The organism is Caballeronia sp. ATUFL_F2_KS9A, from assembly GCF_023630765.1.
GTDB lineage: Bacteria > Pseudomonadota > Gammaproteobacteria > Burkholderiales > Burkholderiaceae > Caballeronia > Caballeronia zhejiangensis.
On the sequence record NZ_JALQEK010000031.1, the window covers coordinates 404,343 to 427,223 of the forward strand.

Genomic DNA, 22,881 nt, shown 5'->3' on the forward strand with positions numbered 1-22,881 from the left:
GTTCAATCATTTCATCGTGTTCCAATTCGCGCTGCCTATAATCAGTTCGAAGTTCTGTCGAATTTGAACCGCACTGATTTTCAGTGGCATTAAGAATCGAATAATCGCGCGAACGGAGAATTCAATTATTTCGAATTCCTTATGAGTTCGTGTGCTTAAACCAATCGAACCGATCCATTTAATTCAACGAAGAAGAGGAGTATGCCGTGACGCAAAAACATTTCCGCGCCGAACCTTTCGATCTGGCTTTCGAGCCGAAACACACGGCGCTCGTCATGATCGACATGCAACGCGATTTCGTCGAACCCGGCGGATTCGGCGAAGCGCTGGGCAACGACGTGTCGTTCGTGCGCACCGCGATCGAACCGTGCAAGCGCGTGCTGGCCGCGGCGCGCGACGCCGGCATGCTCGTCATTCATACGCGGGAAGGCCATCGCGCCGACCTGACGGATTGCCCGCCGGCCAAACTCACGCGCGGCGGCAAGACTTTCATCGGCTCCGACGGTCCGATGGGCCGCATCCTCGTGCGTGGCGAGAAGGGCCACGACCTGATTCCGGAACTGTATCCGGTCGCGGGCGAGCCGGTCATCGACAAGCCGGGCAAGGGCGCGTTCTATGAAACCGACCTGCATCTCATCCTGAAGAATCACGATATCCGCACGCTGATCGTGTGCGGCGTGACGACCGAAGTGTGCGTGACGACGACCGTGCGCGAGGCCAACGATCGCGGCTTCGAATGCATCGTGCCGCAGGATTGCGTCGGTTCGTACTTCCCCGAGTTCCAGAAGTACGCGCTCGAGATGATCAAGGCGCAAGGCGCGATCTTCGGCTGGGTCAGCGACGCCGGCGCGGTCATCGAAGCGCTGCGCGGCTAAGGCGCGCTGAGCCTGCGCATGAGCCCGATCACGCTACGCGGCCTGAGCATCGGCTATCTGGCGCGGCCGGGCTTGTCGCGCACCGGGGATTTCGCGGTGCACAGCAGTTTCAGGCACGCGCTCAATCTCGTCGCGCAGACGGGCGACTGGTTCACGCTCGTCGATGCCGCGTGCGAGAACCTGTCGCGCGGCGCGCGCGTGAGCGCGCCGCCCGATTGGGACTGGCGCGACCATGCGCGGCCTGGCGAGCGCGTCCCGTTTTCCAATGGCCGTCTGACCGGCGCGACGTGGCAGGCCGATCTGACCGCCGCGGCGTGCTGGCAGCCCGCGCTGCAAAGCGGAACCGGCGTGCGGATGTCGCCGGATGCGTTGTCGGCGCGGCATGAGCGCGTCGCGGCGCGGCTTGCGGCGCACTGCGCGCGGCACGCCGTGGCAGGCGCGCTGCAGTGGCTGCCGGGCTGGCCAGCGCACGCGCGCGCCGTCAGGCTGAGTCCACACGATGACCCCGCCACGCTCGCTGCCACGGTTCACGCGCTCGTCGGCCTCGGCGGCGGTCTCACGCCCGACGGCGACGATTATCTGCTCGGCTATCTCGCGGCGATTTGGGCCGCGCGCGGCGATCCGCAAATCGACGCGCACCGGCATGTCTTGTCGACCGAGCTGCGCGCGAATCTGCATCGCACGAACGATATCAGCCGCCATTACCTGCAACTCGCGCTCGACGGACATTTCAACGAACCGGTCGATCGATTTATCGCGATTGCATCGGCGGCGGACGAAAGCGCGGATATCGAACATGCCGCCGATGCCGTGATGCGCTGGGGCGCGTCGTCCGGCGTGGATTGTCTCGGCGGCATTTTGCACGGCATGCGCGCATGGCGAGAAACGATTCGAATGCGCGAAGCGAAATCATTATTCCCGGAATCGGCTTGAAGCATTTGCGATTCTGTTTTCAAGAAACCGCGAATCGCATTTAAAGAACGGAGAGGTGCAATGGCCATCAAAATCGAAATATTCAAAAATCTGTATCAGGATTCGGTTTCCCTGATGCAGATTTCGGCGCATATCGGCAAGCTGCCGGGCGTCGAGCAGGCGTCCGTCGTCATGGGTACGCCGGCCAATCTCGTGCAGCTCGCCGACGCCGGACTCGGCGACGACGTGAAAGCAAGCCCGAACGATCTCGTCATCGCGGTGCGCGGCGACGAAGCCGCTTGCGAAGAAGCGCTCGGTCTCGCTCGCGAACGCCTGAGCGCGCGCGCGTCGACATCCGACACGCAGACGCGCGAAGCGCTCAAGGCCACCAGTCTCGCGATGGTCTGCGACGACGAACCCGCGTCGAACCTCGCGCTCATCTCGGTGCCGGGCGATTACGCGGCCGCCGAAGCCATCAAGGCGCTGCAGCTCGGCATGAACGTCATGCTCTTCAGCGACAACGTCAGCATGGCGCACGAAAAGGCCATCAAGACGCTCGCGCGCGAAAAGCGCCTCATCGTCATGGGCCCCGACTGCGGCACGGCCATCGTCAACGGCATGCCGCTCGGCTTCGCCAACGTGGTGCGGCGCGGCGGCATCGGCGTCGTGGGCGCATCGGGCACGGGGCTGCAGGAAGTCACCTGCCGTATCGACCAGCTCGGCGCGGGCATTTCGCAGGCGCTCGGCACGGGCGGACACGATCTGCATGAGGACATCGGCGGCATTTCGATGCAATTCGGCCTCGACGCGCTCGCCGAAGATCCCGACACGCGCGTGATCGTGCTGATCTCCAAGCCGCCCGCACGCGCGGTCGCGGAGCGCATTCTGGAGAGCGCGCGCAAGGCGGGCAAGCCCGTCGTCGTGAATTTTCTCGGCGCTTCCGAAGACGAGATGCGCGCACCGGGCCTCACGCCCGCGCACACGCTCGCCGATGCCGCGCAGTTCGCCGTCGCGTTGCTGAACGGCGCGCCGCTGCCGGCGAGCGTCGCGCGCGTGGAAGCCAACGACGAAGCGACGCTCGTCAAGCGGAGCGAAACGCTCGGCGCGGGCCGCAAGTTCATTCGCGGCGTGTTCGCGGGCGGCACGTTCTGCTACGAGAGCCAACTGCTCTGCAAGGCGGAAGGTTTCATGGCGAGCTCGAACACGCCGGTGAAAGGCAACGCGAAGCTCGCGGATATCTGGAAGAGCGAGGGCCACACGATCGTCGACATGGGCGACGACGATTTCACGCGCGGCCGTCCGCATCCGATGATCGACCCGACCCTGCGCGACGAACGCGTGCGCGCCGAGATGCTCGATCCCGCAACTGCCGTCGTGCTGTTCGATCTCGTGCTCGGTTACGGCGCGGCGGACGAACCGGCGCAAGGGCTCATCGCATTGCTGGCGCAATTGCCGCGCGAAAACGCGCCGCTGTTGATCGCGCATGTGTGCGGCACGGAATCCGATCCGCAAGTCAGAAGCCGTCAGATCGACGCATTGCGCGAGGCAGGCGTTCTCGTCGCCGGATGCAACGCCGAGGCCGCGCTGTGGGCGAGCCGCGTCGCGCGTCTGCAGGCGCGACGCCACGCGTAAAAAGGAGCAAAAGAATGAACCGATTGTTTGGTCAGCCACTGAAAGTGGTGAACTGCGGGCTCACGAGCTTCGCCGACAACCTGCGTCTCGCGGGCGGCGAAGTCAGTCACGTCAACTGGCAGCCGCCCGCTCTCGGCGATGTCGCCGCGGGCCTCGATCTCGCGTGGCTGATGCGTCATCCGCTCGTCGAGCAGGCGAACGACATTGCATTCGCGCGTTATCTCGAAGCGCAGCCGGTGTTGAAAGACATCGCTACGGCATCCGAAGCAATCAGCGCTATGGGCGCGCGCAAGCTGATTCTCCACTCCGGTCCGCCGATCGCGTGGGAGAACATGTGCGGGCCGGTGAAGGGCGCGATCATCGGCGCGGTGATGCTCGAAGGCTGGGCCGCCGATCACGCCGCCGCCGAACGCCTGATTCTCGACGGCAAGGTCGATCTCGAGCCGTGTCACCACCATCAGGCCGTCGGTCCGATGGCGGGCATCATCAGTCCGTCGATGCCGCTTTTCGTCGTCGAGAACAAGGCGAACGGGCATCGCACGTACAGCAATCTGAACGAAGGTCTCGGCAAGGTGCTGCGCTTCGGCGCGAACAGCACGGAAGTGCTCGACCGTCTGCGCTGGATGAAAGCGACGCTCGCGCCCGCGCTGAACGCCGCGCTCGCGGTGTCCGGCGAGATCGAGCTGAAGCCGCTGATGGCGCAGGCGCTGCATATGGGCGATGAAGTCCACAACCGCAACAGCGCGGCGACGGGCCTCTTCATCAAGCGCATCGTGCCCGCGCTGCTCGGCACGCAACTGCCGCTCGCGCAGATTCGCGAAGCGAGCGCGGCGATCATCGCCAACGATCACTTCTTCCTCAACATCTCGATGGCCGCGTGCAAGGCCATGATGGACGCGTGCGCCAACGTGCCCTTCAGCTCGATGGTCTCGGTGATGGCGCGCAACGGCGTGAACTTCGGCATCCGTCTGTCGGGCACCGGCGACCGCTGGTTCCAGGCGAAGGCGAATCCGGTCGAAGGTCTGTTCTTTCCGGGCTATGGCGTCGATGACGCAGCCGCCGATCTCGGCGACAGCGCGATCACCGAAACGGCCGGCGTGGGCGGTTTCGCGATGGCGTCGTCGCCCGCGATCGTGAAGTTCGTCGGCGGCACGCCCGCCGATGCAACCGCGAACAGCCGCCGCATGCAGGCCATCACGCTCGGCGGCAATCCGGCGTTCACGCTGCCCGCGCTCAACTTCGCGCCGACCGCCGCGGGCATCGATGCGCGCAAGGTGGCCGACCGCGGCATCCTGCCCGTCATCAATACGGGCATCGCTCACAAGCAAGCAGGCGTCGGGCAGATCGGCGCAGGCATCACGACCGCGCCGATGGAGTGCTTCGTCGAAGCCATTCGCGCGCTCGCCCAGACCGTCAAACAACACAGCGGACAAGCATCATGACAGTTCGAAAACCTCTGGCAGTCGTCGCCGTGGGCGGCAACGCGCTGATTCGCGACGATCGTCATCTGAGCATTCCCGATCAATACGAAGCGGTGACGGAGAGCGCGACACATATCGCCGACATGATCGCGGCGGGATGGAACGTCGTGCTCACGCACGGCAACGGGCCGCAAGTCCGCTTCATCTTGCGGCGTTCCGAGCTCGCGTCTCAGGAAGTCGCGCCCGTGCCGCTCGACTACGCGGTGGGCGATACGCAAGGCGCGATCGGCTACATGTTCCAGAAGGCGCTGACCAACGAGCTGCACCGTCGCGGCATCGAACGGCGCGTCGTTGCGCTCGTGACGCAGACGCGCGTCAGCGCCGACGATCCCGCGTTCGAGAAGCCGGCCAAGCCGGTCGGCGCATTCTTCGACGAAGCGACCGCGAAGAAGCGCCAGGAAGAGCTCGGCTGGACCTTGATGGAAGACGCGGGACGCGGCTGGCGGCGCACGGTGCCGTCGCCGGAGCCGCTTGAAATCATCGAGCGCGATGTCATCGCGAGCCTGCTCGCGCAAGGCTGCGTGGTGATCGCGTGCGGCGGCGGCGGCATTCCGGTGGTGCGCAAGAACGGCAAGCTGTCCGGCGTCGAGGCGGTCATCGACAAGGACCTCGCATCGGCGCTGCTCGCGCAGCAACTGAAAGCGGATCTGCTGCTGATTCCGACCGGCGTCGAACAGGTCGCGGTGAACTTCGGCACGCCCGAGCAGCGCTGGCTCGACACGATGAGCGTGAGCGAAGCGCGCGAGCTGATCGCGCAGGGTCAGTTCGGCGCGGGCAGCATGCTGCCGAAAGTGGAGGCGATTCTGCGCTTCGTGTCGCACATCGAACCGGACGGCCACGCGGGCGAAGGGCTCATCACGAGTCCGGCGGCGATCAGGCCCGCGCTCGAACGGCGCACGGGTACGTGGATCACGCCGTAACGCGCATACGCCCCCGACATCAACAAGGAGAAGGACACACATGAACGACAAGATACTGCTCGCCGTGAACGGGACGCTGATGCGCGGCCTCGGGCTGAACCACAACATGCTGGCGGCGAAGGGCGAATTCGTGCGCGAGGATCGCACGGACGCGTGCTATCGCATCTGGACCATCAACGATCGTCATCCCGGCATGTTGCGCGTGAAGAGCGGCGGCGTGGCCGTATCGCTGGAAGTCTGGGAATTGCCGATGGCCAATCTCGGCGCGCTCTTGCTCAGCGAACCGGCGGGTCTTTCGATCGGCAAGGTCGTGCTCGCGGACGGCAGCGAAGTGCTCGGCGTCCTCGCCGAACCGTGGCTCGTCGAAGGACAGAAGGAGATCACGGCATCCGGCGGATGGCGCGAATACACCGGCCACCACTACACGCCCTGAATGAAATCGGCATCAGCAAAGGAACTGTCATGAGTCAATCGAAAGAAAGCCGGGTCAGCGCTTCGCCCGGCACTGCGCCGGGCTATCGCATCGCGATGATCCTGCTCGGCATCGCCGTCACGCCGGTGTTGCTGTCGTCGTCGAGTCTCGGCAATCAGATGTCGAACGGCGATCTGATCAAGGTCGTCGGGATCGGCAGCCTGATCCTCGCGATTCTCGCGTCGATCACGATCTCGGTCGGCGAGAAAGCACGGCTGCCGACCTACGGCATCGTGAAGTATCCGTTCGGCGAGAAAGGCGCGATCGCCATCAACGTGCTGCTCGCGGTCAGCCTGTTCGGATGGATCGCGGTGACGGCCAACATGTTCGGCCACTCGGTCGCCGACCTGCTCGCGCAACATGGCGTGAACGTGCCCGCGCCGCTGCTCGTCGCGATCGGCTGCGTGATCTTCGTCGCGTCCACCGCGTTCGGCTTCGAAGTGCTCGGCAAGGTGGCGCAGTTCGCCGTGCCGGTCATCGCGTTGATGATGTGCTATATCGTGCGCGTCGCGCTCAATGGCCAGGCGCCTGCCGTCGATGCGATCGCCGGCATGCCGATGGGCGTCGCGGTATCGACGGTCGTCGGCACGATCATCGTGCTGGTCGCGACCTTGCCCGACTTCGGCAGCTTCACGCATAACCGCAAACACGCGGTCGGCGGCGCGCTGCTCACGTTCCTGATCGCCTATCCGCTGCTGTACTGGGCGGGCGCGACGCCGAGCGTGCTCACGGGCAAGAGCTCGCTGCTCACCGCGATGGCCGTGTTCGGCGCGACCTTGCCGGCCGCCTTGCTGCTGATCTTCGCGACGGTCACGGGCAACGCGGGCAACATGTTCCAGGGCACGCTCGTCACATCGACGCTCATCACGCGCTTTCCGAAGTGGCAGATCACCGTTGCGCTCGGCGTGCTGGCGGCGATCGTCGGCAGCATGAACATCATGTCGTGGTTCATTCCGTTCCTGCTGTTCCTCGGCATCGCGACGCCGCCCGTCGCGGGCATCTATATCGCGGACTTCGTGATGTATCGGCGCAACGGGTATGATGCTGCCGCCCCAGCGCGCGAACCGCAGATCAAGATCATGACCTTCGTCGCGTGGATTCTCGGATCGCTCACGGGTTTCGCGACGGTGAACGGCATGTTCACGGTCACGTCGATTCCCTCACTCGATTCGATTCTCGTTGCGTGCATCGGCTACATGATCCTGAGCCGGTTCGCGCAGGCGAGCGGCACTGTCAAGCCCAGCGGGCACTGACGCAACGATGTGAGCGAAGCGCACGGTGTTCATCGCGCGCTTCGCTCATGTGGCAGGACAAATACTCATGTGGAAGCAGGCTCGATGTTCACTTCGGACGAAAGCATTCGGATAGTCCGGTTGGTTGCGCAGTATCAAAGCATCACGGCGGCCGCGGAACGGCTGAACAAGGTTCCGTCGGCGATCAGTTACACCGTCAGGAAGCTCGAGGAATCGTTCGGCGCGAAGCTGTTCGAGCGCCGCGGTTGCTATATCCGGCTCACCGAGGCGGGCGAATACTTCATCGCGCACAGCAAGGCGATTCTCGACGATCTGCAGGCGCTCAAATGCAATCTCGCCATCGTTCAGGGGGGCATCGAGCCCGAGCTCACCGTGGCCGTCAACAACATCGTGCCGCGCGACGCGATCATCCAGTTCTTGTGCGATCTGGAAGATGCGTATCCGACGACGCGCGTCACGATCCAGCAGGAGGTGTACAACGGCTGCTGGGACGCGCTCTATGCAAGCAAGGCGGATATCGTCGTCGGCGCGCCGCATTTCGTGCCGAAGACCGACGGCATCACGAGCGTCGCGCTCGGCCATCTCGCGTGGGACTTTCTCGTGGGCGCCGATCATCCGCTCGCGGATGCGCCGCATATTCTGCAAAGCGCGGAGTTGCGGAAGTATCCGGCGGTCTGCATCAAGGACACGTCGATCGATTTCGATCCGATGCATGCGTGGCTTCTGGAAGGGCAGAAGCCGATCTTCGTTCCCGACTTTTCGATGGCCGTGAGAATCATCGCGCGCAATGTCGCGATCGGCTATGTGCCCACGCATATCCGCGCGGCATTCGGCGACGCCGGGCTCGTCAGTAAGTCGATTCAGGAGCAGAAGCACGCGACGCGGCTCTTCCTCGCGCATCGTTCGGATGGCGTCGGCAAGGTGCGGGCATGGTGCGTCGACTATCTGATGCGACCGGAATTCAGGGCGTGGTTGTGCGGCGATGCTCCGCAGCAGGGAAGCGCAAGGTGAATTCGATCCACCCGTCCGGCGTGGATTCGGCGGATGCGACGCCGCCATGCAGCCGCATGATCGCCTGAACGATCGACAAGCCGAGTCCACTCGATTCCGTGAACTCGCTGCGCGCCGCGTCGCCGCGATAAAAGCGGTCGAACAGCTTCGCGAGCTCTTCCTTTTCGATGTGCGCGCCGCGATTGCCCACGACGATGCTCGCGCCTTGTTCATCCGCGTAACCGCGCAGCCGGACCACGGTGCCCGCCGTCGCATAACGCACCGCATTCACGACGACATTGCCGATCGCCCTGCGGCACATGATTGCATTCGCAAGCATTTCGCCTTCGGCCTGGATATCGAACGTGATGCGGCGTTCATCGGCGATGCCTTCGAAGTAAGCGCCGATCGTCTCGAGCTCTTCGCGGATATCGAGCCGCTCCCGTTCGATCTGTTGCTGCTCATGATCCGCCTGCGCGAGAAAGAGAATGTTCTGCGCGATGCGCGCGAGGCGCTCCAGTTCTTCCAGATTCGATTCGAGCACGCTGCGATACTCCGCGACGCTGCGCTCGTGCGCGAGCGTGACCTGCGTTTGACCGACCAACACGCCGATCGGCGTGCGCAGTTCATGCGCGAGATCGGCGGAGAACTGCACCAGACGCTCGTAGCCGTGTTCGAGCCGGTCGAGCATCGCATTGAACGACGCCGCGAGGCTTTGCAATTCGGCGGGCGCATGGGCGACGTCGAGCCGCGCGGACAATCGGTTCGGCGTGATTTCGGCGGCTTTATCGGCCATCAGTTTGAGCGGCATGAGTCCGCGGCTCGTGACCCAGTAAGCGAGCAGCAACGTCACGAGCACCGCGCCGATCACGTTGATCCATACGCGCTTCAGATACGCCGACAACACGATCGCTTCCTGCGTCATCACATGCGCGGCGATGATCTCGACGACCTCGCCGTTCTCGCCGATGCGCGCCTGCGCGCCGACCCAGCGCATCCGCACGCCGTCCGCGCGCGAGCCTTCGTACAGGTCATCGAGTCCGATGGCGCGCGTCACAGGCACGACATCGAGCGGCGGCAACGGCATCTTCTCCGGATTGACGTAGATGAAAGGCCCCGAGCCCGCGCGTCGGAAGAGGATGACGTCCTGACGATCGCCTAGCATCGTTTCGAAGAGCCGAGGTCGCGCTTCGATTTCCTTGATCGTGTAGAGATCGTGCAGAAGCGAGCGGAAATGCTCGACGCGCGCGATCAGCTGGTAATCCGCGCGCGTGGACAGCGCGCGATTCGTCGCGTGATAGAGCGATGCGCCGATCATGCCGACGACGATGCACACGATCACCGCAAACGACAACGCGATACGTACCGCAAGCGAGCGCGATGGCCGGTTCAAGGATTCTCCCCGAACGAATAGCCGATGCTGCGCACCGTATGAATGAGCTTCAGATCGAATGGATTGTCGATCTTCGCGCGCAGCCGCTTCACCGCGACGTCGACGACATTGGTGTCGCTGTCGAAGTTCATGTCCCACACTTCCGATGCGATCAGGGTGCGCGACAGCGCCTCGCCCTGATGCTTGCAAAAGAGATGCAGCAGCGCGAATTCCTTGTTCGTGAGCACGATGTCGATGCCCTTGCGCGTCACCTTGCGACGCAGCACATCCACATGAAGATCCGCGATCTGGAACGTATCGGATTCGCGCATCACGCCGCGTCTGAGCAGCGTGCGAATGCGCAAGACGAGTTCGGTGAAAGAGAAGGGCTTGACGAGATAATCGTCCGCGCCGAGTTCGAGTCCGTGAATGCGGTCCGTCACGTGATCGCGTGCGGTGAGAAAAATGACAGGCAAGTCACGTTTCGCGCGCAAGGCCGACATCACCTGCCAGCCGTCGATGCCCGGCAGCATCACGTCGAGCACGATCAGTTCGTAGGAATTCGCGAGCGCCTGGTGCAGACCGTCCGTGCCGTTGCGAACGAGCTCGACCTGATAGCCGGACTCGATGAGCCCTTTCTTCAGGTAGTCGCCTGTCTTGCGGTCGTCTTCGATAACGAGGATGGTCATGCTCGCACTGCATTCGATGGATTGCCGACATTCTAGCCAGAGCGCGCGCGACGCTCGCAAAGATGACAAAAAAGTCATCGAGAGGTCATCGATCGATCAGCGGCGCGTCGCTACCATGCCCTCGAAATCTCAACGACTCGCGAGGCTCGACGACGTGCAAATCCAACCGTTATGGCTGCGCATCACGCACTGGCTCAACGCGTTCGCCGTGTTGATCATGGTGACGAGCGGCTGGCAGATCTACAACGCATCGCCGATTTTCAAATCGCTGACCTTCTCGTCCGCGATCACGCTCGGCGGCTGGCTCGGCGGCGCGCTGCAATGGCATTTCGCGGCGATGTGGCTGCTGGTCGCGAATTTCATCGTGTACGTCGCGATGAATCTCTTCACCGGACGCCTGCGCCGCCGCATGTTTCCGCTCTCCATCAAGAGCATTTTCACCGACGCCTTCGCCGCGCTACGCGGCAAGCTCGGTCACGACGATCTCACGCATTACAACGCGGTGCAGAAGTTCGCGTATCTCGCGGTGATCGTGGACATCGCGATCGTGATCCTGTCGGGACTCGCGGTGTGGAAATCGGTGCAGTTTCCCTTGCTTCGCACGTTGATGGGCGGTTACGACAACGCTCGCATCGTGCATTTCTTCGGCATGAGTTTTCTCGTGGCGTTCTTCGTCGTGCACGTCGCGATGGTCGCGCTCGTGCCGCGCTCGCTCGTGCTGATGATCCGAGGTCGCTAACACATGTCGCTCAAGCTATTCAAATCGAGACCCGACGCTGAACTCATCATCAAGGATGCCGCGAAGGAACTGAAGGCGCCGGCGCGCCGTTTGTTCGGCAAGCGCATTCTTTCGCTGGGCGGCCTCGCGATGCTGTCGGGCTGCAACATCACCGACGACAAATCGGTCAACGCGATGCTGCGCCGCATTTCATCCTTCAACGACGACATGCAGGCGTTGCTATTCGACCCGAACCAGCTCGCGCCGACTTATCCCGACTCGATGATCACGCGGCCGTTTCCGTTCAACGCGTTCTATGACATCGATGAAGTGCCCGAAGTCGATCCATCGACATACAAGCTGGAGATAGGCGGCCTCGTCAAGGGCAAGCGTGTGTGGACGCTCGACGAACTGCACGCGATGCCGCAGGGAAGCCAGGTGACACGGCATATCTGTATCGAAGGCTGGAGTGCGATCGGCAAGTGGGGCGGCGTGCGATTCGCGCAAATCCTCGCGCGTGCAGGCGCCGATACGAGCGCGAAATACGTGGCCTTTCATTGCGCCGACAACTACTCGACGAGCATCGACATGCCGACCGCGCTGCACGCGCAGACGCTGCTCACGCTCACCTACGACGGCCAGATTTTGCCGGCGAAGTACGGCTTCCCGATGAAGCTGCGCATGCCGACCAAGCTCGGTTACAAGAATCCGAAGCACATCGTCGCGATCACTGTGACGAACGATTATCCCGGCGGCTATTGGGAGAACCAGGGCTACAACTGGTTCGGCGGTTCCTGAAGCCTTTGCTTTCATCACCAGAAGGAGATTGCATGTCGATTCGACTCAAACTTGGCGTCAGCATCGTGACGCTCGCACTCGCATCCGCGGCTCTTGCTCAGACGCCCGCCGCGAAACCCGCGCGCATTCGCGGCGATATCGTGTCGCTGTCGGGCGATACGCTGACCGTTCATCGACGCAGCGGCGACACCGTGAAGATCGCCGTCAAGGCAGATACGCCCGTCACCGCGCTGAAGAACATCAAGCTGCAGGACATCAAGCCGGGCTCGTTCGTCGGCACGGCTGCGACCACCGGCACCGACGGCAAGCTCACCGCGACCGAAGTACTCGTGTTCCCGGAAGCCGCGCGCGGCACAGGCGAAGGCCACTATGAATGGGATCTCGGACCGAAGAGCTCGATGACCAACGCGAACGTCGATCAGGTCGTGCAAGGCACGAGCGGCCGCGATCTGAAGCTCTCGTACAAGGGCGGCGCGAACTCGGTGACCGTACCGGAGAACGTGCCCGTTGTGACGTTCGCCCCCGCGACGCACGATGACCTGAAGCCCGGAAAGAAAGTGTTCGTCGTCGCGACTCCGGCTGGTCCGGACTTCGCGGCGCAACGCATCGTCGTGGAGAAGGATGGCGTCGCGCCGCCGATGTAAGCGTCACCTTCGACAAAGTCCCTGCACGCGCCCGCCGATCATCGATCGCGGGCGTTTGTCATTCGAGCGTCGTGCGTATATGCCTCACGCTCGACACCGTGTCGTCGAAACGCGCGTTGCCGAGCTTGCGCTTCATGCGCCGCGTGACCTCCGCGCTGACCGCGCCGATGCGCTTCATCATCGCGACCGCGGAATCGGTCGGATGAATGGCGGATTCGCGGCCATCGCGTTCAGTGGACCAGCGCTCGACGAGCCCCAGTTTCGCCAGTCCGTCGAGCGTGCGCGTGGCAGTGGGGCGCGTGATCGCGAGTGCATCGGCAAGCGTGCCTTGAAGCTGCCCGGGATGCTCGACAACCGCGCGCAACATGAACGCCTGCGACGGCGTGAGTCCGAACGGCTTGAACGCTTTGGCCCATTCGCGTTCGAGTGCGCGCGCGAGTGCGGTGGTGTTGAAATAAAGGCATTGGTCGAACATACGGGTCACCGTCGTGTCATGTAATTCGATCTGCAACTATCGATTGAACGTAGCGCGCGTCAGCAGATTTTACGTGGCCGCGATACCATGGCCGTCTGCGTCATATGGTCCGGCGCAAGCAACATTGGCCACGCCACTCTCAAGGAGACATGCATGAGCAACACTCGTTCCGACCTTCCGGCTTATCCAAATACCCGGCTTTATATCGACGGCGCGTGGCGCGACGGTTCGCGCGACACGGCCGTCATCAATCCGGCGAACGAAGCGGAGATCGGCCGTCTCGCGCTCGCGGGCGAAGCCGAGCTTTCGCTCGCCGCCGACGCCGCCGCGCGCGGTTTCAAGGAATGGCGCAAGGTTTCGCCCTACGAGCGCAGCAAGCTGATGCGTCGCGCGGCGCAGAACATTCGCGAGCGTGCGGAACAGATCGCCGCCATCATGACGATGGAGCAGGGCAAGCCGTTCGGCGAGGCGCGCATCGAAACGCTGTCGGCAGCGGACATCATCGAATGGTTCGCGGAAGAAGGGCGCCGCACGTATGGCCGCGTGATTCCGTCGCGAACGGATACCGTGCGCCAGATCGTGACGCGTGAGCCGGTCGGTCCGGTCGCCGCGTTCACGCCGTGGAATTTCCCTATCAATCAGGCGGTGCGCAAGGTATCGGCCGCGCTCGCGTCGGGTTGCTCGGTCGTGCTCAAAGGCCCCGAGGAAACGCCCGCAAGCTGCGCGGCGCTCGTGCAGGCATATGCCGATGCGGGCCTGCCCGCCGGCGTGCTGAATCTCGTCTTCGGCGTGCCCGCCGATGTCTCGAAGTATCTGATCGCGCATCCCGCGATCCGCAAGATTTCGTTCACCGGTTCGACGCCGGTCGGCAAGCTGCTTGCGTCGCTCGCGGGCGAGCACATGAAGCGCGTGACGATGGAACTAGGTGGCCACGCGCCGGCCATCGTGTTCAAAGACGCCGACATCCCCCGCGCCGCGAAGATGCTCGCATCGGCGAAATTCCGCAACGCGGGTCAGGTCTGCATCTCGCCGACGCGCTTTCTCGTCGAAGAATCCGCGTATGACGAGTTCGTGCAGCACTTCGTCGCCACCGCGAGCGCGGTGAAAGTGGGCAACGGTCTCGACGATGGCGTTCAGATGGGTCCGCTCGCGAACGGCCGCCGCCTCGAAGCGATGGAACGCCTCGTCGCCGATGCGCGCGAGCACGGCGCGAAGGTGTTGACGGGCGGCGAGCGCATCGGCCGCGAAGGCTACTTCTTCGCGCCGACCGTGCTGACCGATGTGCCGCTCTCCGCGCGCATCATGACCGAAGAGCCGTTTGGCCCGATCGCGCCGATCGCATCGTTCAAGTCGTATGACGAAGTGATCGCCGAGGCCAATCGCCTGCCTTATGGGCTTGCCGCTTACGCTTACACGAGCTCTGCGGCGACGTCAGCGGCGGTGTCGGACGATATCGAAAGCGGCATGCTCTCGATCAATCACCACGGCCTCGCATTGCCGGAGACGCCGTTCGGCGGGGTCAAGGATTCGGGCTACGGCTCGGAAGGCGGCAGTGAAGCGATGGAAGCGTATCTCGTCACGAAGTTCGTGACGGAGCATCGTTGATTCGCGAGTCGGTAGGTTAGTTGGACGGCGGCCCTTCGACGGGCCGCTTTCCTTGATGATCCGATAGTTCGGATGACGAATGAGCGCGGTATGAATCGTCATCGAACAAAGCTACAGGAGCCAGCAAGTGACGCAATCGAAACAACCCACGATCGCAATTCTCGGCGCAGGCAGCATGGGATCGGCCATTGGCCGTACCTTGACGCAAGGCGGTGCGCGCGTGCTGACATCGCTCGAAGGACGCAGCGCGGCGAGCGCAGCGCGTGCGCGCGAAGCCAGCATGGAAGATGCAAGCCTCGACGATCTCGTGGCGTGCGACTTCATTCTGTCGATCGTGCCGCCCTCGGTCGCTGTCGATACCGCGCAGCGCCTCGCTCCTCTGTTCGAACGCGCGAGCGCGCAGCCCGTCTACATCGACTGCAATGCGATCAATCCCGCTACCGTCGGCCAGATCGAGCGCGCGCTCGAACCGACGCGCACGCCGTTCGTCGATGCATCGATCATCGGTCAGCCATCGGCGCCGAAGTTCTACATGTCGGGACCGCATGCAAAGCGCACTCAGCTACTCGCCGATCACGGTCTCGTCGTGCGCGTGCTCGACGGCCCGAACGGCGCCGCATCCGCGCTCAAGATGTCGTATGCGGGCATCACGAAAGGGCTGACGGCGCTCGGCTCGGCGATGGCGCTCGCCGCGATGCGCAACGGCGCGGGCGATGCGCTTCTCAGCGAACTCGCGGCGAGCCAGCCCGCGCTTGCCGCGTGGCTCGCGGGCAATGTGCCGCGCATGCCGCCGAAGGCCTATCGCTGGGTCGCGGAGATGGAAGAGATCGCGGAGTTCGTCGGCGACGAGTTCGCGGAGCATCGCATCTACGAAGGCGCGGCCGGACTTTACGCGCGGCTTGCGAAAGACAAGGACGCGACGGACGCGCTCGAACGTTTCTTCAGCGAACGTCGTTAAGCGCGCGCGGCCGCGGTTTCCGTCATGTACTCGAAGAAGCGCGCCGCGCGCCGGTCGCCCGCATAGGCCGAATTGATGCGCACCCACGCACACGCCTCGCCGTTCGGGCGGTAATAGCTGCCCGGCGCGAGCGTGACGCCGAACTTCACGGCTTCGTCGACGAGCACGGATGAATCGTCGATGCCGGGCACTTTCGCCCATACGAAGTTGCCGCCGCTCGGCTCGTCGAACACGTCCCATCCATAGCCTTCGAGCGTTTGCACCGCGCTCGACAGCGAATCGCGCACGCGCTTGCGCAAGCGCTCCAGATACTTGCGATACGTGCCGCGCTCCAGCAGGCCCGCCGCGACGCTTTCGGCGAAGCGCGTGCCGCCGAGACTCGTCAGCACCTTTACGTCGACGAGATTCTTCACGAGCTCGCGATTCGCCGCGAGATAGCCGATGCGCAGCGACGACGACAAGGTCTTCGACAAGCCGCCCACATAGATCACGCGATCGAGCTGATCGAGCGATGCCAGCCGTTGCGTCGGCACGGCCTGGAAGTCGGCGTAGATATCGTCCTCGACGATGGAAAAGCCGTGCTGGGTCGCGAGTTGCAGCAGCTTGAACGCGACTTGCGGCGCGACGTTCGTCGCAGTCGGATTCTGGAACACGGTGTTGATGAAGAAGAGCTTCGGCTGATGCTGCTTCAGCAGTTCTTCCGCGACGTCGATATCGGGTCCGTTCGCGAGCCGCGGCACGCCGACGAGCCGCACGCCCTGCAGCTTCAGGAGCCCGAAGAGATTGTAGTAACCGGGATCCTCGACGAAGACCGTATCGCCCGGCTTCAGCATGTAGCGCACGACGAGATCGAGCGCCTGGCTCGCGCCGTTCGTGATCATCACGTTGGGAAGATCGGCGTCGATGCCGAGCGCGTTGATCCGCATCGTGACTTGCTGACGCAAATCGGTGTCGCCGTGGGGAATCGCGTAATCGATCACGCTCGATACGTCGGTGCGCGACGCCTGACGGATCGCCTGCGTCAGGCCGTCCACATCGCGCCATGCCTCGGGAATGAAGCCGCTCGACAACTTCAGCGTCTCGCCGGGATAGTTGAACTGCTGGAGGATCTGGTTCGATTCCTCTTCGGCCAGACGCGGATCGCAATTGCCCGCGTTGCTGTCGCGTTCATCGACGTGATTCGCCACATAGAACCCGGAGCCGTGCTTCGGCTGAACGAGCCCGCGCGACGCGAGACGGTCGTAAGCCTCGATCACCGGAAAGCGGCTGATGCGCTGCTCGGCGGCAAGCTGACGAATCGACGGCAGCTTCGCGCCCGCGAGCACGCGGCGCGAGCGGATCATCGCTTCGATCTGACTGACGATCTGTTCGGTCAGCGGCACGCCGGTGCCGCTGTCGATGTGAAGCGGAAGTGCATTCATGATGTCTGAAACTGTTCAGTGATTTGCTGTGAACAGTTCGAGTTCGCTGTTCGCCAGTGTCGTCTTGCCATTCGAACGCATCCGAAAACCCGCGTCAAGACTGGCCGAATGGCTAGCTAGAGTGTTTTTAAAGTGTCAGATCGATGCGAACTGTTCGGGCAATTCGGCTTAACAGTTTCGGTCAAACTGTTCACAAGTGTTCATTCAAGCTGTTCGCAATCGGTCGAATAATAGGATCAACGGCTGCTCTTGCATCTCTGTCGGGCGGCCTTTCAGTTACGCGATCTGAAGGAGCGGCATCATGCGTGAAATCCGGACTTTCGAACTCGACGGGCGCGATGCGCCTACGCGCTGGGTGATCGATCGGCCACAAACGCTGCGCGTGACGCGCGGGCAAATCTGGCTGACCATCGAAGGCGGCGCCGACGATTACTGGCTGGACGCGGGCGCGTCCGTCGAACTGAAGCCTTACACGACGATCTGGGTCAGCGGGACGACGGACGCCAGCTGGTTCTCGATGTCGTCCGATTCGACGCGGGCGGGCGCGCGTCGCCTGAGGGAGATGGTGCGCGCGTTGTTCGCCCGCCGGACGACGTGGCCGCGCATCGCGATCTCCAAAGCGTAGGGAGCCAAAGAAGGGCGAAAAAAAACCCGGCCGTGGCCGGGTCCAATGTTCCCGCGCTCTTTCGAGCGCGGTCACCTGCAAAACTGCTTGAGCCTTTTACGCCGCGAGCAGCGAGCGCAGCACGAACGGCAGAATTCCGCCGTGCTTGTAGTAGTCGACTTCGATCGGCGTATCGATACGCAGCAGCACCTGCACGCGATCGTCCTTGCCGTCCTTGCGATGGATCACGAGCGTGACTTCCTGTTGCGGCTTGAAGTCGTCGCCGAGACCTTCGATGTCGTACGTCTCTTCGCCGGTGATGTTCAGCGACTGCACGCTGTCCGAGCCCTTGAACTGCAGCGGCAGCACGCCCATGCCGACGAGGTTCGAGCGATGGATACGCTCGAAGCTGCGCGCGACCACGGCCTTTACGCCGAGCAGTTGCGTGCCTTTCGCCGCCCAGTCGCGCGACGAACCCGTGCCGTACTCTTCGCCCGCGAACACGATGGTCGGCGTATTGGCGGCGATGTACTTCATCGCTGCGTCGTAGATGGACAGTTGCTCGCCGCTCGGCTGATGAATCGTCAGGCCGCCCTCGACGCGCGTGCCGTCGGCCTTCGCCGGGATCATCAAATTCTTGATGCGGACGTTCGCGAAGGTGCCGCGCATCATCACGTCGTGATTGCCGCGACGCGAGCCGTAGCTGTTGAAGTCGGCCTTCTGCACGCCGTTCGCCTTCAGCCACACGCCCGCCGGCGAGGTTTCCTTGATCGAACCCGCCGGGCTGATGTGGTCGGTCGTCACGGAATCGCCGAAGATGCCGAGCGCGCGCGCGCCCTTGACCGCGGGAATCGAATCGGCTGGCTTCATCGAGAATTCGCTGCCGAAGAACGGCGGCTCGGCGATGTACGTCGACTTCGGCCAGTCATAGACCTGGCCGCTTTCGCCCGCGATCTTGCTCCACAGGTCGCCTTCCTTCGTGAGCTGAGAGTAGTTCTCGCGGAACGCCTTCGCGTCGAGCGCGAACTTGAGCAGCGCATGAACTTCGTCGCTCGTCGGCCAGATGTCGCCGAGATAGATGTCGCGGCCGTCCGTGCCCTTGCCGACCGGCTCGGTCATCAGATCGCGCGTGATGTTGCCAGCGATCGCGTAGGCGACGACCAGCGGCGGCGAGGCCAGGAAGTTCGCGCGGATGTTCGGGTGAATGCGCGCCTCGAAGTTGCGGTTGCCCGACAGCACGGCTGCGGCGACGACGTCGTTCTTCGTGATGGCATCGTTCAGTTCGGGCGTCAGATCGCCCGCATTGCCGATACACGTCGTGCAACCGTACGCGGCGAGCGTGAAGCCGAGCTTGTCGAGATAGGGCAGGAGGCCCGTCTTCGTCAGATATTCGGTGACGATGCGGGATCCCGGCGCGAGCGACGTCTTGATGTGCGGCGCGACCGTCAGACCCGCTTCGACGGCCTTCTTCGCCAGCAAGCCGGCGGCGAGCAGCACGCTCGGGTTCGACGTGTTCGTGCACGACGTGATCGCGGCGATCAGCACGTCGCCGTTCTTGAGATTCACGCCGTCGGCCGTCGTGTAGTTCGCTTCGAGCTCGGCGGCCTTCTTGTTGAAGCCGTTTTCGCCCACCGGCTTCGAGAACAGGTCGATGAACGTGCTCTTCACATTGCCGATTTCGATGCGGTCTTGCGGACGCTTCGGACCAGCCAGCGACGGCGCGACCGTGCCCAGATCGAGCGTGAGCGTCTTGGTGTAGTCGATTTCGCCGGCCTTCGGCACGCCCCACAGCTTCTGCGCCTTGAAATACTGCTCGAACGCGGCGATTTCGGCGTCGGTGCGGCCCGTGCCCTTGAAGTAGTCGATGGTCTTTTCATCGACGGGGAAGAAGCCCATGGTCGCGCCGTACTCGGGCGCCATGTTGCCGATGGTCGCGCGATCCGGCACGCCGATCGACGCCGTGCCTTCGCCGAAGAACTCGACGAACTTGCCGACGACCTTCTCCTTGCGCAGCATTTCGGTGATGGTCAGCACGAGGTCGGTCGCCGTGCAGCCTTCGCGCAGCTTGCCCTTCAGCTCCACGCCGACGACGTCCGGCGTCAGGAAATACACCGGCTGGCCGAGCATGCCCGCTTCCGCTTCGATGCCGCCCACGCCCCAGCCGACCACGCCGATGCCGTTGATCATCGTCGTGTGCGAGTCGGTGCCGACGAGCGTGTCCGGATAGTAGACGCCGTCCTTCTGATGCACGCCGCGCGCGAGGTATTCGAGGTTCACCTGGTGCACGATACCGATGCCGGGCGGCACGACCTTGAACGTGTCGAACGCCTGCATGCCCCACTTCATGAACTGGTAGCGCTCGTTGTTGCGCTGAAATTCCAGCTTCATGTTCAGATCGAGCGCGTTCGGCTCGCGGAAGTGATCGATCTGCACCGAGTGATCGACGACGAGATCCACCGGTACGAGCGGCTCGATCGCTTTCGGATCCTTGCCCGCGCGCTTCGCGACGCCGCGCATCGCGGCGATGTCGGCGAGCAGCGGCACGCCGGTGAAGTCCTGCAGCACGACACGCGCGACGACGAACGGAATTTCATCGACGCGAGCGGCATTCGGCTTCCAGTTCGCAAGCTGTTCGATGTGTTCTTCGGAAATCTTCTTGCCGTCGTAGTTGCGCAGCACCGATTCGAGCACCAGACGAATCGAAACCGGCAGACGCTGAATCTTGACCTTCAGCGCGTCGCCGAGTTGCGGCAGCGAGTAGAACTTGCCTTTGCCGGAACCGCTGTCGAATTCCTTGAGCGTGTTGTGGAGATTGTGGGCCATGGTTATTTTCCTTGGACTAAGACGAGGAAATTGCGCTGCTTAAATCACGTACAGATCGACATATTCATTGACCGGCATCGCTTCGAGCGTTGCCTGATCGAGCGATACCGCGAGGATCGCTTGCTGCTGCTTCTGCGGGAAACGGCGCGCCAGATTCGTCCTGAACTTCTCGACGAGCAGCGGTATGCCGTCCGCGCGACGACGCTTGTGACCGATCGGATAGTCCACTTCGACTTCGGCGAGCTTCGATCCGTCGTTGAATTCGACGGTCAATGCATTCGGGATCGAGCGCTTGTCCGGATCGAAATAGTCCTTCGTGAACTGCGGGTCTTCCACGCATTCCATCTTCGCGCGCAGCACGTCGATGCGCGGGTCCTGCGCGACGGAATCTTCGTAATCGGCCGCGGTGAGGCGGCCGTGAATCAGCGGCACCGCGACCATGTACTGAATGCAGTGATCGCGGTCCGCGGGGTTGTCGAGCGGCCCCTTCTTGTCGATGATGCGCAGCGCGGCTTCGTGCGTGCGAATCGTGATCTTGCGGATGTCATCGACGGATTTGCCGGCTTGCTCGAGTTCGCCGTGCAGCGTCATTGCCGCTTCGACGGCCGTTTGCGCATGGAATTCCGCGGGAAACGAAATTTTGAACAGCACGTTCTCCATCACATACGAGCCGTACGGACGCTGGAACGCGAACGCGTTGCCCTTGAAGAGCACGTCGTAAAAGCCCCATGTTTCAGCGGTCAAAACCGACGGATAACCCATCTCGCCGGTCTTCGCGATCAGCGCGAGGCGCACGGCGCGCGAGGTTGCATCGCCCGCTGCCCACGACTTGCGCGAGCCCGTGTTCGGCGCGTGGCGATACGTGCGCAACGCGTGACCATCGACGAAGGCGAGCGACACCGCGTTGACGAGTTCGTCGCGCGTGAGGCCGATCATCTGCCCGACGACCGCGGTGGAGGCCGCCTTGACGAGCAAAACGTGATCGAGACCGACCTTGTTGAACGAATTCTCGAGCGCGATGCAGCCTTGAATTTCGTGCGCCTTGACCATCGCGATCAAAACGTCTTTCATGACGAGCGGCTTCTTGCCTGACGCGATCGCGTTGCGCGAAAGCCAGTCCGCCGTGGCGAGGATGCCGCCGAGGTTATCCGACGGATGACCCCATTCGGCGGCGAGCCACGTATCGTTGAAATCGAGCCAGCGGATCATTGCGCCGATGTTGAAGGCGGCCTGAACCGGGTCGAGTTGAAACCGGGTGCCTGGCACCTTCGCACCGTTGGGGACGATCGTGCCCGGCACGATCGGTCCCAGCAGCTTGGTGCAGGCGGGGTACGAAAGGGCTTCGAGTCCGCAGCCGAGCGTGTCGATCAGGCAGTTGCGCGCCGTTTCGAGCGCAAGCGTGCTGTCGACACTGTAGTCGAGCACGTAGTCGACTATTTCGACGAGTACCTTGTCCGGCTCGGGCCGGACATTGGAAATCGGTGCGGACATCGAGGGATTCCTGATTTAAGTGCCGAGCTAACTTACTCCGCGTTCTTGATCAGCGCGTTCGATTGGGTCGGCGCTGCGCCGCCCGCTGCCATTTCGGGCGTCATGCACTCGTCGGCGAGGCGCGACGAGTCCTTGTCCGAGAACAGCATTGCTTTGGTCGGGATCACGACGAGATCCATGCCCGATGCCGAATCGTGGAAACGATCCGCACCGGTCGTCGTGTCCTGACGCGGCAGCTTGTAATCCTTCTTGGCCCAGTTCACGGTGACGATTGCGTCACGCTTCATGTCGCCTTTCAGGTAGAAAGCGTTGCCGTCCTTGCACGACCACTTCACTGCACCTTCGGGAATCGGATCAACCTTGGCCGCCGCGGCCGCTTCGGCCTTGGGACTGCGCTTGATCAGGCGGCGCGCCGGAGCGGGACGCTTGGCCGTGGTTTTGGCCTTGCTTGCATCGGTCGCGGTCGCAGCGAAGGCGTCGGCGCTGACGAAGACGCTCGTCGTAGCCAGCGTGCCGGCGATTGCAGCGATCAGAAGTTTGTTCATCGAAAAAAACCTTTCAAAAACATTGGGGTTGGATGGCGTTTGCCGCGCGGGGTGGATTTCCTCATCGTGAAATCCGATCGCGCAGTCCGCTATTTTCGCTTATTTATCGGGACGAACTTCAAATTCTCCGGACCGGTGTAATTCGCGCTCGGCCGGATGATCTTGTTGTCGATGCGTTGCTCGATGATGTGCGCGCTCCATCC

Annotated in this window: 21 protein-coding genes; 14 read left to right on the forward strand and 7 right to left on the reverse strand. The window is 62.9% G+C overall.

Annotation, left to right across the window (positions count from 1 at the left end):
• Window positions 1-206: 206 nt before the first annotated feature.
• The 8 genes from NCS67_RS20685 to NCS67_RS20720 all read left to right on the forward strand — a co-directional run bounded on the left by NCS67_RS20685 (window position 207) and on the right by NCS67_RS20720 (window position 8,556).
• Window positions 207-875 carry a cysteine hydrolase family protein gene (locus NCS67_RS20685; RefSeq protein ID WP_250436340.1) on the forward strand — a complete coding sequence of 223 codons (669 nt, stop codon included), beginning with the start codon at window positions 207-209 and terminating at the stop codon, window positions 873-875.
• A gap of 18 nt (window positions 876-893) precedes the next feature.
• Window positions 894-1,808, forward strand: a complete 915-nt coding sequence (locus NCS67_RS20690) for an oxamate carbamoyltransferase subunit AllH family protein (protein ID WP_250436342.1) — start codon at window positions 894-896, stop codon at window positions 1,806-1,808.
• 60 nt (window positions 1,809-1,868) lie between these two features.
• Complete coding sequence (fdrA, locus tag NCS67_RS20695) at window positions 1,869-3,419, forward strand: acyl-CoA synthetase FdrA (protein WP_250436343.1); 1,551 nt, start codon at window positions 1,869-1,871, stop codon at window positions 3,417-3,419.
• 14 nt (window positions 3,420-3,433) lie between these two features.
• Window positions 3,434-4,861 carry a YlbE family protein gene (locus NCS67_RS20700; RefSeq protein WP_250436344.1) on the forward strand — a complete coding sequence of 476 codons (1,428 nt, stop codon included), beginning with the start codon at window positions 3,434-3,436 and terminating at the stop codon, window positions 4,859-4,861.
• Window positions 4,858-5,820, forward strand: coding sequence for a carbamate kinase (locus NCS67_RS20705; RefSeq protein WP_250436345.1), 963 nt, complete (start codon window positions 4,858-4,860; stop codon window positions 5,818-5,820). Before NCS67_RS20700 ends, NCS67_RS20705 begins: the two co-directional genes overlap by 4 nt.
• A gap of 40 nt (window positions 5,821-5,860) precedes the next feature.
• Window positions 5,861-6,253, forward strand: a complete 393-nt coding sequence (locus NCS67_RS20710; protein ID WP_008354082.1) for an allophanate hydrolase-related protein — start codon at window positions 5,861-5,863, stop codon at window positions 6,251-6,253.
• A 29-nt stretch (window positions 6,254-6,282) separates the two neighbouring features.
• The gene (locus NCS67_RS20715) at window positions 6,283-7,545 is read left to right on the forward strand and encodes a cytosine permease (RefSeq protein WP_008354081.1); all 1,263 of its coding nucleotides are present in this window, start codon (window positions 6,283-6,285) and stop codon (window positions 7,543-7,545) included.
• Between the two features lie 84 nt (window positions 7,546-7,629).
• The gene (locus NCS67_RS20720; protein ID WP_008354080.1) at window positions 7,630-8,556 is read left to right on the forward strand and encodes a LysR substrate-binding domain-containing protein; all 927 of its coding nucleotides are present in this window, start codon (window positions 7,630-7,632) and stop codon (window positions 8,554-8,556) included.
• On the opposite strand, the gene NCS67_RS20725 is transcribed toward NCS67_RS20720, so the two are convergent.
• Window positions 8,507-9,928 carry a heavy metal sensor histidine kinase gene (locus NCS67_RS20725; RefSeq protein WP_250436346.1) on the reverse strand — a complete coding sequence of 474 codons (1,422 nt, stop codon included), beginning with the start codon at window positions 9,926-9,928 and terminating at the stop codon, window positions 8,507-8,509. The genes NCS67_RS20720 and NCS67_RS20725 overlap by 50 nt on opposite strands.
• Window positions 9,925-10,596: a heavy metal response regulator transcription factor gene (locus tag NCS67_RS20730; protein ID WP_175982952.1), complete on the reverse strand. Its 672-nt coding sequence runs from the start codon at window positions 10,594-10,596 to the stop codon at window positions 9,925-9,927. Before NCS67_RS20730 ends, NCS67_RS20725 begins: the two co-directional genes overlap by 4 nt.
• A 115-nt stretch (window positions 10,597-10,711) precedes the next feature.
• Here NCS67_RS20730 and NCS67_RS20735 point away from each other — a divergent pair, with 115 nt between their 5' ends.
• From NCS67_RS20735 to NCS67_RS20745, 3 genes are read left to right on the forward strand one after another with little or no spacing between them, the layout of a single operon-like run.
• The gene (locus tag NCS67_RS20735) at window positions 10,712-11,335 is read left to right on the forward strand and encodes a cytochrome b/b6 domain-containing protein (RefSeq protein ID WP_250436347.1); all 624 of its coding nucleotides are present in this window, start codon (window positions 10,712-10,714) and stop codon (window positions 11,333-11,335) included.
• 3 nt (window positions 11,336-11,338) lie between these two features.
• Window positions 11,339-12,112, forward strand: coding sequence for a molybdopterin-dependent oxidoreductase (locus tag NCS67_RS20740; RefSeq protein ID WP_250436348.1), 774 nt, complete (start codon window positions 11,339-11,341; stop codon window positions 12,110-12,112).
• 32 nt (window positions 12,113-12,144) lie between these two features.
• Entirely contained in the window at window positions 12,145-12,756 is a 612-nt protein-coding gene (locus tag NCS67_RS20745; protein WP_250436349.1) for a hypothetical protein, read from the forward strand.
• 58 nt (window positions 12,757-12,814) lie between these two features.
• On the opposite strand, the gene NCS67_RS20750 is transcribed toward NCS67_RS20745, so the two are convergent.
• Window positions 12,815-13,231 (reverse strand): MarR family winged helix-turn-helix transcriptional regulator, encoded by a 417-nt coding sequence (locus NCS67_RS20750; RefSeq protein WP_250436351.1) that lies wholly within the window; start codon window positions 13,229-13,231, stop codon window positions 12,815-12,817.
• Between the two features lie 153 nt (window positions 13,232-13,384).
• On the opposite strand from NCS67_RS20750, the gene NCS67_RS20755 reads away from it, so the two are divergent.
• The gene (locus tag NCS67_RS20755; protein ID WP_250436352.1) at window positions 13,385-14,836 is read left to right on the forward strand and encodes an NAD-dependent succinate-semialdehyde dehydrogenase; all 1,452 of its coding nucleotides are present in this window, start codon (window positions 13,385-13,387) and stop codon (window positions 14,834-14,836) included.
• A gap of 127 nt (window positions 14,837-14,963) precedes the next feature.
• Complete coding sequence (locus NCS67_RS32030; RefSeq protein ID WP_175982955.1) at window positions 14,964-15,794, forward strand: NAD(P)-dependent oxidoreductase; 831 nt, start codon at window positions 14,964-14,966, stop codon at window positions 15,792-15,794.
• On the opposite strand, the gene NCS67_RS20765 is transcribed toward NCS67_RS32030, so the two are convergent.
• The gene (locus tag NCS67_RS20765; RefSeq protein ID WP_250436353.1) at window positions 15,791-17,215 is read right to left on the reverse strand and encodes an aminotransferase-like domain-containing protein; all 1,425 of its coding nucleotides are present in this window, start codon (window positions 17,213-17,215) and stop codon (window positions 15,791-15,793) included. The genes NCS67_RS32030 and NCS67_RS20765 overlap by 4 nt on opposite strands.
• A 301-nt stretch (window positions 17,216-17,516) precedes the next feature.
• Between NCS67_RS20765 and NCS67_RS20770 the strand changes: the two genes are divergently transcribed.
• A complete protein-coding gene (locus NCS67_RS20770) occupies window positions 17,517-17,840 on the forward strand; it encodes a DUF2917 domain-containing protein (protein WP_008354068.1) in 324 nt (107 codons plus the stop codon).
• A gap of 96 nt (window positions 17,841-17,936) precedes the next feature.
• Here NCS67_RS20770 and acnA read toward each other — a convergent pair whose 3' ends face one another.
• Genes acnA through NCS67_RS20785 form a run of 3 tightly spaced genes read right to left on the reverse strand, consistent with a single transcriptional unit; the run spans window position 17,937 to window position 22,678 of the window.
• The gene (gene acnA / locus NCS67_RS20775) at window positions 17,937-20,642 is read right to left on the reverse strand and encodes an aconitate hydratase AcnA (RefSeq protein ID WP_008354067.1); all 2,706 of its coding nucleotides are present in this window, start codon (window positions 20,640-20,642) and stop codon (window positions 17,937-17,939) included.
• Between the two features lie 39 nt (window positions 20,643-20,681).
• On the reverse strand, window positions 20,682-22,133 hold the full coding sequence (locus NCS67_RS20780) for a bifunctional 2-methylcitrate dehydratase/aconitate hydratase (protein ID WP_250436354.1): 1,452 nt from the start codon (window positions 22,131-22,133) through the stop codon (window positions 20,682-20,684).
• A gap of 32 nt (window positions 22,134-22,165) precedes the next feature.
• Window positions 22,166-22,678: a hypothetical protein gene (locus NCS67_RS20785; RefSeq protein WP_008354065.1), complete on the reverse strand. Its 513-nt coding sequence runs from the start codon at window positions 22,676-22,678 to the stop codon at window positions 22,166-22,168.
• Between the last annotated feature and the right edge of the window lie 203 nt (window positions 22,679-22,881).